Origin of the sequence: Xylanibacter oryzae DSM 17970, assembly GCF_000585355.1 — a bacterium.
Lineage (GTDB): Bacteria > Bacteroidota > Bacteroidia > Bacteroidales > Bacteroidaceae > Prevotella > Prevotella oryzae.
In genome coordinates this window covers 1398507-1414273 of record NZ_KK073873.1, presented here as the reverse complement: position 1 = coordinate 1414273, position 15767 = coordinate 1398507, and the positions used below count along the sequence as shown (strand labels likewise).

General features: G+C 40.5%; 12 protein-coding genes. 9 read left to right on the top strand and 3 right to left on the bottom strand.

Going from position 1 to position 15767, the window contains the following annotated elements; translation table 11 throughout:
• Positions 1–124: 124 nt before the first annotated feature.
• The 7 genes from XYLOR_RS05870 to XYLOR_RS13790 all read left to right on the top strand — a co-directional run bounded on the left by XYLOR_RS05870 (position 125) and on the right by XYLOR_RS13790 (position 8213).
• Complete coding sequence (locus XYLOR_RS05870; protein ID WP_169730556.1) at positions 125–2320, top strand: TonB-dependent receptor plug domain-containing protein; 2196 nt, start codon at positions 125–127, stop codon at positions 2318–2320.
• Between the two features lie 16 nt (positions 2321–2336).
• A complete protein-coding gene (locus tag XYLOR_RS05865) occupies positions 2337–3233 on the top strand; it encodes a DUF4249 family protein (RefSeq protein ID WP_036877758.1) in 897 nt (298 codons plus the stop codon).
• 120 nt (positions 3234–3353) lie between these two features.
• Entirely contained in the window at positions 3354–4178 is an 825-nt protein-coding gene (locus XYLOR_RS05860) for a formamidopyrimidine-DNA glycosylase (protein WP_036877757.1), read from the top strand.
• Positions 4179–4382: 204 nt separating this feature from the next.
• Positions 4383–5948: a capsule assembly Wzi family protein gene (locus XYLOR_RS05855; protein ID WP_036880781.1), complete on the top strand. Its 1566-nt coding sequence runs from the start codon at positions 4383–4385 to the stop codon at positions 5946–5948.
• Positions 5945–6370, top strand: a complete 426-nt coding sequence (locus XYLOR_RS05850; RefSeq protein WP_036877756.1) for a lipocalin-like domain-containing protein — start codon at positions 5945–5947, stop codon at positions 6368–6370. The genes XYLOR_RS05855 and XYLOR_RS05850 overlap by 4 nt, the downstream gene beginning before the upstream one ends.
• A gap of 144 nt (positions 6371–6514) precedes the next feature.
• Complete coding sequence (locus tag XYLOR_RS05845; RefSeq protein ID WP_051508896.1) at positions 6515–7915, top strand: exopolysaccharide biosynthesis polyprenyl glycosylphosphotransferase; 1401 nt, start codon at positions 6515–6517, stop codon at positions 7913–7915.
• A 151-nt stretch (positions 7916–8066) separates the two neighbouring features.
• Positions 8067–8213: a hypothetical protein gene (locus XYLOR_RS13790; protein ID WP_154655679.1), complete on the top strand. Its 147-nt coding sequence runs from the start codon at positions 8067–8069 to the stop codon at positions 8211–8213.
• A 79-nt stretch (positions 8214–8292) separates the two neighbouring features.
• On the opposite strand, the gene thrC is transcribed toward XYLOR_RS13790, so the two are convergent.
• From thrC to thrA, 3 genes are read right to left on the bottom strand one after another with little or no spacing between them, the layout of a single operon-like run.
• Complete coding sequence (thrC, locus tag XYLOR_RS05840; protein ID WP_036877755.1) at positions 8293–9594, bottom strand: threonine synthase; 1302 nt, start codon at positions 9592–9594, stop codon at positions 8293–8295.
• Positions 9595–9617: 23 nt separating this feature from the next.
• A complete protein-coding gene (locus tag XYLOR_RS05835; RefSeq protein ID WP_036877754.1) occupies positions 9618–10865 on the bottom strand; it encodes a cofactor-independent phosphoglycerate mutase in 1248 nt (415 codons plus the stop codon).
• Positions 10866–10883: 18 nt separating this feature from the next.
• Positions 10884–13313, bottom strand: a complete 2430-nt coding sequence (gene thrA, locus XYLOR_RS05830) for a bifunctional aspartate kinase/homoserine dehydrogenase I (protein WP_036877753.1) — start codon at positions 13311–13313, stop codon at positions 10884–10886.
• A 205-nt stretch (positions 13314–13518) separates the two neighbouring features.
• Here thrA and XYLOR_RS05825 point away from each other — a divergent pair, with 205 nt between their 5' ends.
• Complete coding sequence (locus tag XYLOR_RS05825; protein ID WP_036877752.1) at positions 13519–15090, top strand: NAD(P)/FAD-dependent oxidoreductase; 1572 nt, start codon at positions 13519–13521, stop codon at positions 15088–15090.
• Between the two features lie 47 nt (positions 15091–15137).
• Complete coding sequence (locus tag XYLOR_RS05820) at positions 15138–15764, top strand: cytidylate kinase-like family protein (protein WP_036877751.1); 627 nt, start codon at positions 15138–15140, stop codon at positions 15762–15764.
• The last annotated feature ends 3 nt before the right edge of the window (positions 15765–15767 follow it).

Below are 15767 nucleotides of genomic sequence, written 5' to 3'. Positions count from 1 at the left end.
ACAAAAATGTAAAAATAGTGCTTATTGTGTTCTATTTAAAGATTTTATTGCTACTTTTGCAAATGTATCATATTCGCTATGATTGGCGTAAGAGATGATTCAAGGTAACAGCAATTCAATAAAAATGACTTTAAGTAAAACATTAGAAGTGATTTTAAAGACTAAATCAAATTCTTTATCTTTATTCGTATTAGGTTTTATGTTGATTTGTTCTTCTTCGACTAGTGTATATGCGCAGAAGACTAAACTGAAGAAAAAGGTAAATGTAATTAATAGGGATAGCATCGGTAACGATTCTAATAGAATTTCATATGAGAGGAATATCCATGAGGTGGTGATAACGTCGCAAAAAAAGGATGCAAATATCACTAATACTATAATGGGTATGCAGAAGTTGACGGGATCTGAAATACAGAAGGTGCCGGCGCTGCTGGGTGAGATAGATGTGGTAAAGGCCATGCAGCTGTTGCCTGGGGTGCAGAGCACGTCTGAAGGGAGCAGTGGTTTTAATGTGCGTGGCGGTGGTGCAGACCAGAACTTGATATTGCTGGATAACACTAATATATACAATGCTTCGCATATGTTCGGATTCTTCTCAATATTCAATAATGATGCGGTGAAGAGCGCGGAACTGTATAAGGGGAATCTGCCTATAAAATATGGCGGACGATTGTCTTCGCTGTTGGATGTGGAGCTGAAGGATGATGCTCCGGAAAAGGTTAAAGGAACGGGTGGTGTAGGACTTATATCCAGTAGGCTGACCCTGGAGGGACCTCTTGGTGACAGGACGTCGTGGCTGGTAAGTGGCAGGCGAAGTTATGCTGACCTGTTTCTGCGTATGTCTTCGGATCCTGATAAAAGAAAGGAGTATCTTTATTTTTATGACTTCAATGTGAAGGTTTCTCATCGTCTGTCGATGACTGACAAGGTGGGATTCAATCTATATAATGGAAGGGACAGGTTTATATCGTCGTTTGGCGATATAGGTTATGGTAACTTTGTGGCTTCGGCTTTCTGGAATCATATCTACTCGGATAAACTGTTGTCCAGGCTTAGTCTTAATTACAGCAAATACAGTTATGACCTGGCGTGGAAGGTGACAGACTCGCGTGCGGAGTGGAAATCGGACATACAGGATCTGGAGATGCGACTGGACTTCAGTCACTCTGTTTCGGATAATCTAAAACTGCAATATGGGGTTACAACGACATATCATATGTTTAATCCTGCACTGGTAACGCGTGCTGGGTATCCTGACTTCAGAATGAACCGTTCGTATGCGCTTGAGCATAATGTGTATTTGGGGGCTGAACAGAATATCGGTAAGGCGATTTCAATAAACTATGGCGCTCGAATCACTGCCTTCAGGAATATGGGCAAGACTTTGCTGTATTCTTATGATAATAATTATAATGTATCTGGGGCTACTGAATATGGTAGCGGAAAGATTTTTCATACTTATATACGACCTGAATTTCGTGCAGGGATTGTATATAGACTGGATAACTGGTCGTCGTTGAAGGCTAATTTCACTCATAACACTCAGTTCATACAGATTGCCAACAATTCCGATTCGGGGTCTCCTCTTGACTTATGGTTCCCGGCGAGTCCGAATATCAAGCCGCAGGAGGCTAACCAATATTCTGTAGGATATTTCAGGAACTTTAAGGATAATGCGATAGAGACGTCTGTGGAATTGTATTATAAGGGTATGAATAATGTTATTGACTTTAAGGACAATGCACAGATTCTGCTTAATGATAAGTTGGAGGGCGAGGTAAGAACCGGTAAGGGTAAATCTTATGGAATGGAAGTAATGGTGAAAAAGAATACCGGACGGTTGACTGGTTTTATCAATTATACGTTGGCACGTACAGACCGTACCATAGCCGGCATAAACGATGGTAAAACTTATCTGGCGCCTAACGATAAAACTCATAGTGTGAACATACTGGCTTCTTATGAGATTTCTAAGAAGTGGGATTTCTCTGCCGAATGGGTCTTCTCTACGGGGACACCTGTAACATATCCTACGGGAAGAATTGAGATAAACGGTGAGTATTATCCTATATATTCAGGCAAAAGTGAGGAGCGCAAGGAACCGTATCATCGTCTTGATATCTCTGCATCGTATCATCCGCACAAACATCCCAAGAGATGGTATCAGGGTGAGTGGGTGTTCTCGGTCTATAATGTGTACTGGCACAAGAATCCGTGGATGACGTCTTTTGACCAGAATACGGCCGACGGATATCCACAGGCCAAGATGACTTATCTCTTTGGAGCCATACCGTCAATAACTTATAATTTTAAATTCTAATTGGACAATGAATAAAATGAAATCAATATCGGTATCTATTATAGCATTGTTTTTTACTGCGCTTATGTTTTCGTGTACTGAGGATACTACCATCAGTACTAAGGATTCGGCTTATGTGCCTATAATCTATGGTACGATAACTGATCAAAACATCAGACAGCAGATACAGGTGAGCAGTTCGAGTAGTTACTTTGACAAAGAGGCGAACAAGCGCATTGCTAATGCTATTGTGACGCTGAAGGAAGATAGTGCGCTGATTTCGCATTCGTATGTGATGACTCAGGACTCTGTGGGCAGCGGGATTTATGCTACTCAATATCCTATGAAGGGTAAACCGGGATGGACTTACAGACTGTCGGTGGTGATGGACTTTAATAATGATGGCAGCAATGAGGAATATACGGCTGAGTGTAAGATGCCTGAAAATCTGAAGGTGGATTCGTTTAATATCTCAAAGAAGAAGGTGGGCGAATATACGTTGTATTCGTTGAATATAAGCGCTCAGGATAATGGTGATGAGGAAAATTATTACATGGGGAAATATAGCATCAATGGGTTGATGTATAATAAGATAAGCAAGTATATCATGTTTAATGATGTGAGTCTTAACGGTGAGTACGTCAAGAATCTTTCGGTATGGAACTTTAATGATATAGGTGATAAGAGCAAATTCAGTGATGATGATGCCAAGGATATGGTATTCTTGGCGGCGGGCGACAGTATGGTGGTTGAATTTAGTAATATAAGTAAGGCATACTTTAACTTTATCAATGAATGCGCTAGTCAGAAGAATGGCTCTAATCCAATGTTTGGTGGCCCTCCAGCTAATATATCAACTAATATCTCGAATGGAGCAAGGGGATTCTTTACTGCTTACGGGGTGTCGGTGGTATCGGGTAAGGTTCCTGAATAAATGGTAAATAAACCATAGGCAGGGAATAGATATTTTGACATATTTATATGACCTGTTAGAACAATGTATTTATTTTCTTCGTATATTTGCAACATATAATATATCTATAAGATAAATAAGATGTTAGAGATTCCTGAATCTAAAATTATTGCCGATATGGCAACTGGTATATTACGCGGTAAGGTGGTGGCTGATGTTATTAATGCTACAAGCCTTCATCGCTTTACCTGGTATGAGGGTGATCCTTTGCTCTATGCTGCTATACTTGTAGGAAGAAAGGTAGTGGACGTGAAGGGATATGGCAGTTATGTGGACATATGTCTTGATGATGAGACCCATCTTGCCTTTAGTGACGGTACGAATGTGAAATATTACGAAAAAGCTGAGAAATGTCCTGCAAAGTTCCAGTTGCTGGTAGTGTTTGATGATGATAGTTATATTGTTCTCACAGTGGCTATGTATGGCGGTATATATGCGTTCCGTGGTGGTATTGATAATGTATATTATAACGGAAGTATAGAGAAACTGTCTCCTTTAGATGATAAATTCGATATGGATTATTTAAATGGGATGATTGAAAATGTGGGTAAGGATATTTCTGTTAAGGCTTTATTGGCTACGGAACAGCGGATTCCCGGACTGGGTAATGGGGTGCTGCAGGATATTCTGTTTAATGCTGGCATAAATCCAAGGCGTAAGATAAGTAGTTTGTCTGCCAAGGATAGGGAAACGTTACTTATTTCAATTAAGGAAACTCTTAATGACATGATTTCCAAAGGTGGAAGGGATTCTGAAAAGAATATTCTTGGTATTCCCGGAGGGTATCACTGTTTGCTGTCGAGCAAAACTTGTCATGAGCCGTGTCCGAGGTGTGGAGGCCGAATAATGAAGGAGGCTTACCTGGGTGGCAGCGTGTATTATTGTAGTGAATGCCAAAAAAAATGATTTTTCATTATTTGAGTCATATTCCAGATAATTTTTTAAATCTTTGATTATCTTGGGATTTTTGTGTACTTTTGCATACGCTTAAAGGAAAATTTATTTTTTAACAAATAAGGATATTTGTTTCAAGGAATAAAATATGTGAATAGCAGCGCTAAAAATGTTAATAACAATACTAAAATCTATTTTAGTGTAAAAGAAATAAAAATGTTATTTATTGAGAGATTACGTAGAATTTTAATATTGATAATATTATTGTCGGTTTCTTCAGTGACTTTTGCTGATAATGGAGTATTTAATAATGTAGGATATAAGGCGGAAATGCAGATGACGGTTGCCGGTGGCTCTAATAACCCGCTGTGGCTAAATGCTAACAGGTATGGACTGGGATCTGTAGATAAAAATAATGCTTATGTGAGGTTGGAAATGTTCAGACCGGTGGCTACTGACTCTGCCAGAAAATGGGGCGTAGGATATGGTATGGATATAGCAGCTGCACATAACTTTACAAGTAAATTTATAGTGCAGGAGGCTTATTTGGAGGGCAGATGGAGGGCAGGAATGCTGACAATAGGTAGTAAAAGACAACCTATGCAGATGAAAAACATGGAACTGAGCAGTGGTTCGCAGTGTTTGGGTATTAATGCGCTGCCGATTCCGCAGGTGAGACTCAGTCTGCCTGAATACTGGACAATACCTGTGCTGAATGGCTTTATATCGCTGAAAGGACATCTCTCTTATGGAATAATGACCGATGGTAATTGGCAGGAGAACTTTGACACTAAGGGTATAAAGCATCAAAAAAATGTATTATATCATAGTAAAGCAGCTTATTTAAGGTTTGGTAACGAGGATAAGCATCCATTGGTAGTGGAAGCCGGACTGGAAATGGCAACTCTGTTTGGGGGTAAGGTTTACCAGGGGGGCAAATGGTATAATTATGGTGCTGATTTAGGTGATTTTGCACGTGCTTTGATACCTACGGATGTACCTAATGACGATGATTTATATACGGCTGAGGGTGACCAACTTGGATCATTGATGCTGAGTGTAAGCTATAAATTCAGTTCATGGAAGGCAAGGGTATATTATGATCATTTTTTTGAAGATGGTTCTGCTATGTATTTTCTTGATTTCGATGGTTATGGCAAGGGAAAACAATGGAATGATCATGTTAACAGTAGATATATTGTATATGATCCGAAGGATGGCATGTTTGGCGTGGAAATAACTTTGCCGCATAACAGGTGGATATCGTCTGTAGTGGCTGAATATCTATATACTAAGTATCAGAGTGGTCCTATATATTTTGATCATACTCAGACTATTTCTAATCACATTGGAGGAAGGGATGATTATTACAATCACGGTACGTATATCGGATGGCAGCATTGGGGGAACGTAATAGGCAATCCTTTATATCTGTCGCCTGTATACAATGATGATGGATATCTTTATATTAAAGACAATAGATTCATAGCTTATCATATTGGTATATCAGGAGACCCTACGGCTAACTTGCATTACAGAATGCTGCTGACTACGCAGAGGGGATGGGGTACATATTTCGTTCCTTATAATGACATACGGAAAAACTTCAGTATGCTGGCGGAGGTGACTTATACGATGCCGAAAAGGGTAATGAAATGGAATACTGATGGATGGAGCATCAAAGGAGGACTGGCAATAGACAGAGGACAATTGCTGGGCAACAACACAGGTATGCAGATAACGGTGGCTAAAACGGGTATATTAAACTGGAAACGAAAATGAAAAAGATATTGATATTGTTTGCTGCTGTGCTTACTATGACATTAGCTGGCTGCACTCTGGATGCGTCTAATAATGGTGATATGGATGGTAATTGGCAACTTATGCGGGTTGATACTATTGGAGGAGGTTCGACTGATACAAAAAACTGGCAGATATTCTATGCGGTACAGTTCAGGTTGCTGGAGATAAATGCTTATTCGTATCCTGTTGGAAACGGTGGCTTTATGTTCCATTTTGATCAGACAAGGGATTCTCTAAAGTTAAGTACCGCTGCTGCAGATGGCAGTGAAATGTATGACTTAAAGAATGTAGCACCATTTGGGCTGACTTCGCTAGATGAACATTTTAAAATTCAATTACTGAATAGTGATAATATGGTGTTAGAATCAAAGAAGTTAAGACTAACATTCAGAAAGTTCTGATGACTGTGTGCGTAGTCTAGTAAAATTTTATTGGAGAAATATAAAAATATATTGATTAATATGTTGGATTTCACTTGAAAAATTATATCTTTGTAAGACTTTGATGGCTATGAACATTAAATGTCTTACTAGAATTGTATAATTATGAAATCAGCATATAATAAGGTATACTGTTTGATTGCTATAGTGGCAATGATAGATATGGCTACAGTAAATGTAGGTTATTTGATTTACTATTTTGCTGATATGTGGCTGAGGTTTGACAATCTACTGTTTGAACATAACTTCTTGTACTGGTTTCTATTTAATATATCTTATTTCATCTCTATCAATACCATAAGCATTTCGGCTCATGAAAGACTGACTAAGCCTCAGGAGGAACTGAGAAATGCGTCTAGGACAATACCTCTTTCGTTACTGATATTCATGACCTTGGCTAGTATGGCAAAGGTTCCGACTCCTGGTTTTATAAAGGCTGTTTTGCTTTGTTTTGCTGCTTTTATGCTGATAAGTGTGGAGAGAATGATTGTAAGGAAAGCCGTGAAGCATGTAAGGCACTTGGGAAAGTATAACCTGAGTTCGATAATTATAGGATATGGACCTTCTACAAATGATATTGTGGATGTGCTGAATGACAGATGGAATGGACTTAACCTGATGGGTATATTCACTGATGGTGAACTGGATGAAGATGCCGTCGGTGCAAAAAGACTGGGAGGTGTGGATGATGCTGTGGAATATATAAAGAGTCATAGCCTGCATGATGTGTTTATATATAGGCCATTGTATGATGATGAGAGAATGAAAATTGTGCTTAATGCCTGTTATCAGAATGTATTGAGGGTATATTATATGCCTGATATGATGGTAGGCAGAACTTCGTATGTGTATCCTTATAGATTCGGTGATACGTATATCTTGGCTACAAGGCATGAACCTTTGCTTAAAATGAGAAACAGGTGCTATAAGAGAATATTTGATGTTTCAGTATCGTTGTTATTCTTATGTACAATATATCCGATAGTATATGCTATAGTAGCAATAGTGACAAAGTTGACTAGTGCAGGACCTATATACTTTAAGCAGGAACGTACGGGATATGATGGCAGATCATTTATCTGCTATAAATTCAGGAGTATGGATATAAATGATGACGCTGACCGGAAGCAGGCTACCAAGGATGATAATAGGGTTACTAAGTTTGGATATTTTATAAGGCATTATAATATTGATGAATTGCCTCAGTTTATCAATGTGCTAAAAGGTGATATGAGTATCGTTGGGCCAAGGCCGCATATGGTTGCTCATACTGAGTATTATGGTAAGATAATCAGTGAGTATATGATAAGACACTTGGTTAGACCGGGAATAACAGGACTTGCTCAGGTGAGTGGTTGTCGTGGTGAAACGAAGACCGTGGATGATATGAGAAAGCGTGTGGAGAAAGATATTGAATATATCGAGAGTTGGGGATTCTGGCAGGATATAGTCATTATAATGCATACGGTGTTGATGGTTATAAAAGGTGATAAACAGGCTTATTGACATTAAATATAAATCTTATATATTACATTTAACTTTTGTTTTTTTTTAATGTTTTTTTGGCAGTCTTGTAGTTTTTTTGTAACTTTGCAGAAATTATAAGATTATTGAACAATTTACTATAAGAATAATTTTAAACAAGTAGTATAAAGAAATGGAAGATGCTAGAGAAGTGTTCCACAGGGAGCAGAGAAACAATGTAAGAAAACACAAAATGGTAAAAGGGTTTTATTATTCAATGGTAGCCCTTGCAGTTGTAGCAGTAGCTTTTGTGATATTTGTTTCTTACTGTGGAGTCTAAAAGTCTAGAGTAGACTAACAAAGCCCCCGAAACTATTTAGTTGCGGGGGCTTTTATTATATATTAATATAGTGATGTGACTACTGTCTCATAAGAAATGTTTTGAACGAAGCAAAGTCTTTGGCCATTGGAATACTCTTTTTGATGCCTTTCATAAATTCGGCAAGGCGTGTTGGTATTTCAACTTTTGCATTTATGATAGGTTCGACTGTATCTTTGAATTTAGCAGGATGGGCGGTCTCACAGAAAACACCTGTTTCTCCTGGTTTTAATCCTTCTTTTAATGCTCTGTAACCGCATGTTCCGTGTGGATCGAGTATATATCCTGTAGACTTGTAGCACTCTGACATCGTTTCGCGTATCTGCTGGTCGCTGTATGTAGCACCGCTGATATATGATGTGATGGCATCGTGGTTGCCTTTGTATAGATCGTAAACACGGGCAAAATTACTTGGCGCACCTACGTCCATGGCATTGGCAATGGTCTGCTTGCTTGGTTTCGGCTCGTATTTGCCTGTCATGAGATACTTATAGAATATATCGTTTGAATTGTTGGCGGCTATGAAGCGTTTGATCGGCAGGCCCATTTTGTGACCGAAGAGGCCGGCTGTGATGTTGCCGAAGTTGCCACTAGGTACGCAGACTACAAGGTTATCGGCAAGTCCTTGGGCTTTCATACGTGCATAGGCGTTGAAGTAATAGAATGCCTGTGGCAGGAATCTCGCTACATTGATGGAATTGGCTGATGTCAGTTTCATGTGATTGTTGAGTTCTTCGTCCATGAATGCACTCTTGACAAGTGCCTGACAGTCGTCGAACACTCCGTCTATTTCTATGGCGGTGATGTTACGGCCTAATGTGGTGAACTGACTCTCTTGTATTTTGCTTACTTTACCTTTGGGATATAATACATATACATGAATGCCTTCTACACCTAGGAACCCGTTAGCTACGGCTGAGCCTGTGTCACCACTGGTAGCTACGAGTACATTGACTTCTTCTTTGCCTTCCTGATGGATAAAGTACTGTAACAGACGGGCCATAAAGCGTGCACCTACGTCTTTGAAGGCGAGGGTTGGACCATGGAACAGTTCAAGACTGTATATATTGTCGGTGACTTTTACTACCGGACAGTCGAATGACAGTGTGTCGTATACTATCTTTTTGAGTGATTCGGGGTCTACGTCTTCACCGAAGAAGGCGTCTGCTACAGTATATGCTATCTCCTGAAATGACATGTTCTGGATATTGTCGAAAAATTCTTCAGGCAATTTCTTTATGTTTTCAGGCATATAAAGACCTCTATCGCTTGCCAGTCCCTTAACCACAGCTTCGTGGAGTGTTGCTAAGGGTGCTTCTTTGTTGGTACTATAGTATTTCATTGTTTTACTTGTTTTTTCGCATGTTATTTTATAGACATGAATGTGTCCATGAACTGATTGAGGCGAAGCATGCCGTAGCTGCCGCTGACGGTACTCTGCTCATCATATACTTGTACATCATCCGGTTCTATGCCTGGATAGTAGATAAGAAATGGTACCGGTTCTTTGACGTGGGTACGTATTTCGACTGGTGTGGGATGATCGGGGAGTACGGCAATGCATACCGGATCGTCTTGCCATTGTTTTACTTCTTCGTAAATAGGACCTACTATACGACGGTCAAGATTCTCAATGGTTTTCAGTTTAAGAGGCAAATCTCCATCGTGCCCTGCTTCGTCGCTGGCTTCTATATGAAGAAAAACAAAGTCTTCGTGACGCAGTGCTTCTATTGCAGCCATGGCTTTACCTTCGTAATTGGTGTCGGCTAATCCGGTAGCTCCTTCTACTATGATGTTGCGAAGACCGGCATAATGACCGATACCTCTGATGAGATCTACGGCTGAAATTACAGAACCGCTCTTAACCTGAGGATATTTTTTGCTTATCGGGTCCATTTGCGGGCGGTAACCGCCGCTCCATGGCCATATAGAATTGGCTTGGTCTTTGCCTTTGCTAGCGCGTTCTTTATTAAAAGGATGCTCTGCAAGCAATTTCTGAGATTTTAATATTAAGTCGTTGATAAGATCGGCTGTCTCTTTTGCAGACATGCGTCCTGCATCTGTTTGATCTGTATATCCTTCTTCGGGTTCTACCAGTAGTTGTCTCCAATGCTCGTTGGGGTGATCATGCGGAGGTGCGCATACGAGGTGCTTGTTGCCACCTTTAATAACAAGAAGATGGCGATACTGTATGCCGGTGATGAATTTGATCTTTTCATTGCCGAGGTGCTCGTCGAGATATTTGATAAGCATATCACCTTCTGAGGTTTTGAGGTGGCCTCCGTGATGGTTCTTTATCTTTCCATCTTGGAGACATACAATATTACAACGTATAGCCATATCATCAGACTGCATCTCGTAACCTATGCTGGCGGCCTCAAGAGGTCCGCGACCTTCGTATACACTATTGAGGTCATATCCGAGAATTGCAGTATTGGCTACTTCACTTCCAGGCAGGAACCCGTCGGGTATAGTAACGAGGCGGCCTGTCTTGCCTTTGCGGGCAAGCATGTCCATATATGGGGTGTTGGCATACTGAAGAAGTGTCTTACCGCCCAGCTTTTCAACAGAGTGGTCGGCCATGCCGTCGCCCAAAATTATTATATGTTTCATTTATAGTTGGCTTAGTCTTTATATGTTGGCTATGCTCATAATGTTGGCGAAGACTCCGGCTGCTGTAACTCCGGCTCCGGCTCCATATCCCTGGATGAGCATTGGATATTCTTTGTAACGCTCTGTGGTCAGCATGACTATGTTGTTTGAGCCTTCAAGACCATAGAATGGATGTTTCTGGTCTACTGCTTCAAGTGAAACACTTGTATTGCCGTGATCCATTTTGGCAACAAAGCGCCAATGCTTTCCTTCTGTTTCTAATTTTTTGCGGCGTTTCTCAAAGTCTGCATCAAGACTGGGCAGATTATTCCAGAAGTCTTCTATCGTTCCTTTAAAGAATGAATCGGGTACAAAAAGATTTTTATTTACGTCGTCTTGTTCAACTTTATATCCTGCTTCGCGTGTAAGAATTACGAGTTTGCGTATCACGTCTTTGCCACTAAGGTCTATACGTGGGTCCGGTTCACTGTATCCTTGTTCTTTAGCGCGCTTTACGGTCTCTGAAAATGGAACTTCGGCAGATATTTCATTGAATATGAAATTCAGCGTACCGCTAAGAACGGCTTCAATCTTTAATATCTTATCACCAGAATTCTTAAGATCGTTGATGGTTCCTATAATAGGAAGGCCGGCTCCAACGTTGGTCTCGTAGCGGAATTTTACACCACGGGCCAGAGCTGTCTGTTTAAGGTTCGTGTAGCTGTCGTAGTCGCTTGAGGCTGCTATCTTGTTGGCTGCAACAATGGATATGTTGTGCTCAATGAATGTTTGATATAGGTCGGCAATGTCTTTGCTGGCTGTGCAGTCTACAAAAACGCTGTTGAAAATATTCATGTTGATTATTTCCTCGCACAGTTTTTTAGAGTCGCTTTCAGGTGAAGAATTTAATTGCTTACGATAGTCACTAAGGTTGAGCCCTTCACGGTTGTATATGGCTTTGTGACTGCTTGATATACCTACAACATTAAGTTTAAGGCAGCTATTGGCTTTTAGTTCTTCATACTGTGATGCAATCTGTTCGATGAGATGTCCGCCAACAGTTCCGACACCGCAGATAAATAAATTGAGTACTTTATACTCGGACAAGAAGAATGAATCGTGAATTACATTTAATGATTTGCGCAGATACTTAGAGTCTACAACGAATGAGATGTTTGTCTCTGAAGCTCCTTGGGCGCAGGCGATAACACTGATACCGCTACGGCCAAGAGTACCAAATAATTTACCTGCGATACCCGGGGTATGTTTCATATTCTCACCGACAATGGCTATTGTGGCAAGTCCGCTCTCTGCATGCATAGGGAACATAGCACCAGTGGCTATCTCTTTGGCAAACTCATGGTCGAGTACACGTATGGCTTCGGCAGAATCTGAATCTTTTACGCCTATTGATGTAGAGTTTTCGGAAGATGCCTGTGACACCATAAATACAGAAATTCCATTATCGGCAAGGGCTGTGAAGATGCGGCGGTTGACACCGATGACACCGACCATGGAGAGACCTGTAACGGTAATAAGTGTGGTACCGCTGATGCTTGATATTCCCTTGATAACTTTTGTGTCGTTGACAATCTTCTTTTTGATAATAGAGCCTTCGCCTTCTGGATTGAAGGTGTTCTTTACAAGTATAGGAATATTCTTGATGCAAACCGGATATATTGTAGGAGGATAGATTACTTTTGCACCGAAGTTGCAAAGCTCCATGGCTTCTACATAACTCAGTTCGTTGATTGTATATGCTGTGTGTATAACTTTCGGGTCGGCAGTCATGAAACCGTCTACATCTGTCCATATCTCCAGTTGCTCCGCATCAAGTGCGGCTGCTATGATTGAAGCTGTATAATCGCTTCCTCCACGACCAAGATTGGTGGTTTCGCCGGTATTGTTGTCGCGGCTAATGAAGCCAGGAACTAGTGATACTTTGGGAATGTGATTGAATGTCTGATGTACCAAATGATTGGTGACTTCGCTGTTTAGGAAATGTTTACCGTGCTTCTTTTCTGTCTTGATGAATTCACGTGAGTCGAACCATTGTGCCCCATCTATAAGCTTGGCTACAATGTTACTGCTGATGCGCTCACCGTAACTTACGATGGCATCTTGGGTCTTTGGACTGAGGTCGTGAATGAGGTAGACACCGTGATAAATACTGCTGAGTTCTTCTAGCATTTTATCTACAGTGTTGAAAAGTTGAACGCGCTTGTCTGTATCGGTAATTATGGTGTCGATCATGTCATGATGTCGCTTTACCATGGCATTGAATTCGCTCTTATAAGTCGAATCACCTTTTACAGCCAGAAGGGAGGTCGAAATTAGCTTGTCGGTAATGCCTCCTAATGCACTTACAACGACAATAACTGGTTGAGTCTGTTTCTCAACGATTTCTTTTAAGCTTAGAATGCTTTCTACGGAACCTACGGATGTTCCGCCGAATTTTAATACTTTCATTTATCTTAATCTTTATATGTTGCCCCCAAAACAAACGGGGAGAAATTTACCTTCTGTGTGTGATTTTTGCAAAAATCACGGCAAATTTAATAAGAAATATCTTCATAACCAACTAATTTAGGGGATAATTGATTAAATTTGCAGAGAATTGAGGGGGTGTGTGAGCGTCTTGCATATCCTTTCTAAAAATATGAATAAGTAAATTATGATTAAAGAATATCAAATAAGGGTGCTGCCTCAGGTGGCTGCCAGTGAAAATGTCTTGACAGATTATCTTGCTGAAGAGAATGGGCTTGATGCTCGTACGGTGACTAAAGTGAGAATATTGAAAAGAAGTGTTGATGCAAGGCAACGTACTATATATGTGAATCTGAAAGTCAGGGTGTATATTAATGAAATGCCTACTGATGATGAATATGTGAAGACTGAATATGGTGATGTGTCTAATGGAATGAGAGTACTTGTAATAGGTGAAGGTCCCGGTGGACTGTTTGCTGCGCTCAGATTAATTGAACTTGGACTGAAACCTGTAATTTTGGAGCGTGGAAAGGATGTACATGAACGCAAGATTGACTTGTCTATGATAACCAAGACCCAGAAGGTAGACGGTGAAAGCAATTACTGTTTCGGTGAGGGGGGCGCCGGTGCTTATTCTGATGGAAAACTTTTTACAAGAAGCAAGAAGCGTGGCAGTACTGAAAAAATACTTAATGTGTTTTGCCAGCATGGTGCTTCTACATCGATTATGGCTGATGCACATCCGCATATTGGTACGGACAAATTGCCAAGGGTAATAGAGAATATGCGTAAAACAATATTGGAATCAGGTGGAGAGGTGCACTTCCAAACTAAGATGACAAGGCTCACTATTCAAAATGATGAAGTTATAGGAGTGGAGTCTATTAATCTTGCAACTGGTAAGGAAGAATCGTATCGTGGTCCGGTTATATTGGCTACCGGTCATTCGGCAAGAGATGTATATCGTTATTTATCCGAGGCAAAAATAGAAATAGAGGCTAAGGGATTGGCAGTGGGTGTAAGGCTTGAGCATCCTGTTGATCTTATAGATCAAATACAATATCATAATAAACAGGGTAGAGGTAAGTATTTGCCTGCTGCCGAATACAGTTTCGTGACACAAATAGATGGTAGAGGGGTGTACTCTTTCTGTATGTGTCCGGGTGGATTCGTGATACCTGCAGCAACTGATAATCAGCAGATTGTAGTGAACGGAATGAGCCCGAGCAATCGTGGTACGGAATGGTCCAACAGTGGTATGGTTGTTGAACTGCATCCTGAAGATGTGGATGGCGACGATGTCCTAAAAATGATGACTATGCAGGAGGAACTGGAACGAAACTGTTGGCAGCAAGGTAATATGAAACAGACCGCACCTGCACAACGTATGGCTGACTTTGTAAAAGGTAAACTTAGCTATGATTTGCCTAAGAGCAGTTATGCACCAGGACTTGTAAGTAGTCCTCTTCATTTCTGGCTACCTGATATGGTGACAAAAAGACTGCAGAAAGGATTTGAAAAGTTTGGACAGATGAGTCGTGGATTCCTTACAAATGAGGCTTTGTTGATAGCTGTGGAAACCAGAACGTCATCTCCTGTAAGAATACTTAGGGACAAAGAGACCTTGCAGCATGTTCGTATAAAGGGGTTGTTCCCGTGTGGCGAGGGTGCCGGATATGCCGGTGGAATAGTATCTGCAGGTGTGGATGGCGAGAGATGTGCGGAATCAATGGCAAATTATTTGCGTGTATCTGAATAAATTTTTATATTTGCTACCGAAATATAACTTTGATAAATGATAGAACCATGAATACTAATTCGAAATTTGTGATAACAGTGAACCGCGAATTTGGTTCTTCTGGACATAAAATAGGTGCGATATTGGCTGAAAAACTTGGAGTCAAGATGATTGACAAAGAGGTGCTGAAGGGAACGGCTGAAAAGTTTAATGTGTCGGAGGATGTAATAGATAAAATAGAAAAGCGAAGACCTTCCTGGTGGGAGGACTTCGCTAAGTTCTATGAATCGTTTGTGGAGGTAAATGAATATTATACAGGAGTTAGTACAGAAATAACATCCAGACAATTGTTCGTTATTGAATCGAATATAATTAAAGATATTGCTGCAGAAGAGTCGTGTGTGGTAATAGGTCGATCCGCCTTTGATGTATTCTGTGATACACCTAATACGCTAAAGGTGTTTCTTCATGCCGATATTGGCGTGAGGATAAAGACGATAATGCAGAAATTTAAAATTGGTGAGGACGATGCAAGGAAGATGATAGAAGATAATGATTATCAAAGAGAACTGTTTACAAAAACGTTTACAGGGAAAGACCGTTATGATGCGCGTAATTATGATGTCTGCCTTGATGTGGGTGAATTGGGAGTGGAAGAGACTGTAAAGACAATATTAGACCTTATAAAAATATAAGTT

Bases quoted from the DNA above. Each gene is read 5' to 3' on its own strand.
- XYLOR_RS05870 (WP_169730556.1), top strand. From the start codon at position 125: ATGACTTTAAGTAAAACATTAGAAGTGATTTTAAAGACTAAATCAAAT.
- XYLOR_RS05865 (WP_036877758.1), top strand. From the start codon at position 2,337: ATGAAATCAATATCGGTATCTATTATAGCATTGTTTTTTACTGCGCTT.
- XYLOR_RS05860 (WP_036877757.1), top strand. From the start codon at position 3,354: ATGTTAGAGATTCCTGAATCTAAAATTATTGCCGATATGGCAACTGGT.
- XYLOR_RS05855 (WP_036880781.1), top strand. From the start codon at position 4,383: ATGTTATTTATTGAGAGATTACGTAGAATTTTAATATTGATAATATTA.
- XYLOR_RS05850 (WP_036877756.1), top strand. From the start codon at position 5,945: ATGAAAAAGATATTGATATTGTTTGCTGCTGTGCTTACTATGACATTA.
- XYLOR_RS05845 (WP_051508896.1), top strand. From the start codon at position 6,515: ATGAAATCAGCATATAATAAGGTATACTGTTTGATTGCTATAGTGGCA.
- XYLOR_RS13790 (WP_154655679.1), top strand. From the start codon at position 8,067: ATGGAAGATGCTAGAGAAGTGTTCCACAGGGAGCAGAGAAACAATGTA.
- thrC (WP_036877755.1), bottom strand. From the start codon at position 9,594: ATGAAATACTATAGTACCAACAAAGAAGCACCCTTAGCAACACTCCAC.
- XYLOR_RS05835 (WP_036877754.1), bottom strand. From the start codon at position 10,865: ATGAAACATATAATAATTTTGGGCGACGGCATGGCCGACCACTCTGTT.
- thrA (WP_036877753.1), bottom strand. From the start codon at position 13,313: ATGAAAGTATTAAAATTCGGCGGAACATCCGTAGGTTCCGTAGAAAGC.
- XYLOR_RS05825 (WP_036877752.1), top strand. From the start codon at position 13,519: ATGATTAAAGAATATCAAATAAGGGTGCTGCCTCAGGTGGCTGCCAGT.
- XYLOR_RS05820 (WP_036877751.1), top strand. From the start codon at position 15,138: ATGAATACTAATTCGAAATTTGTGATAACAGTGAACCGCGAATTTGGT.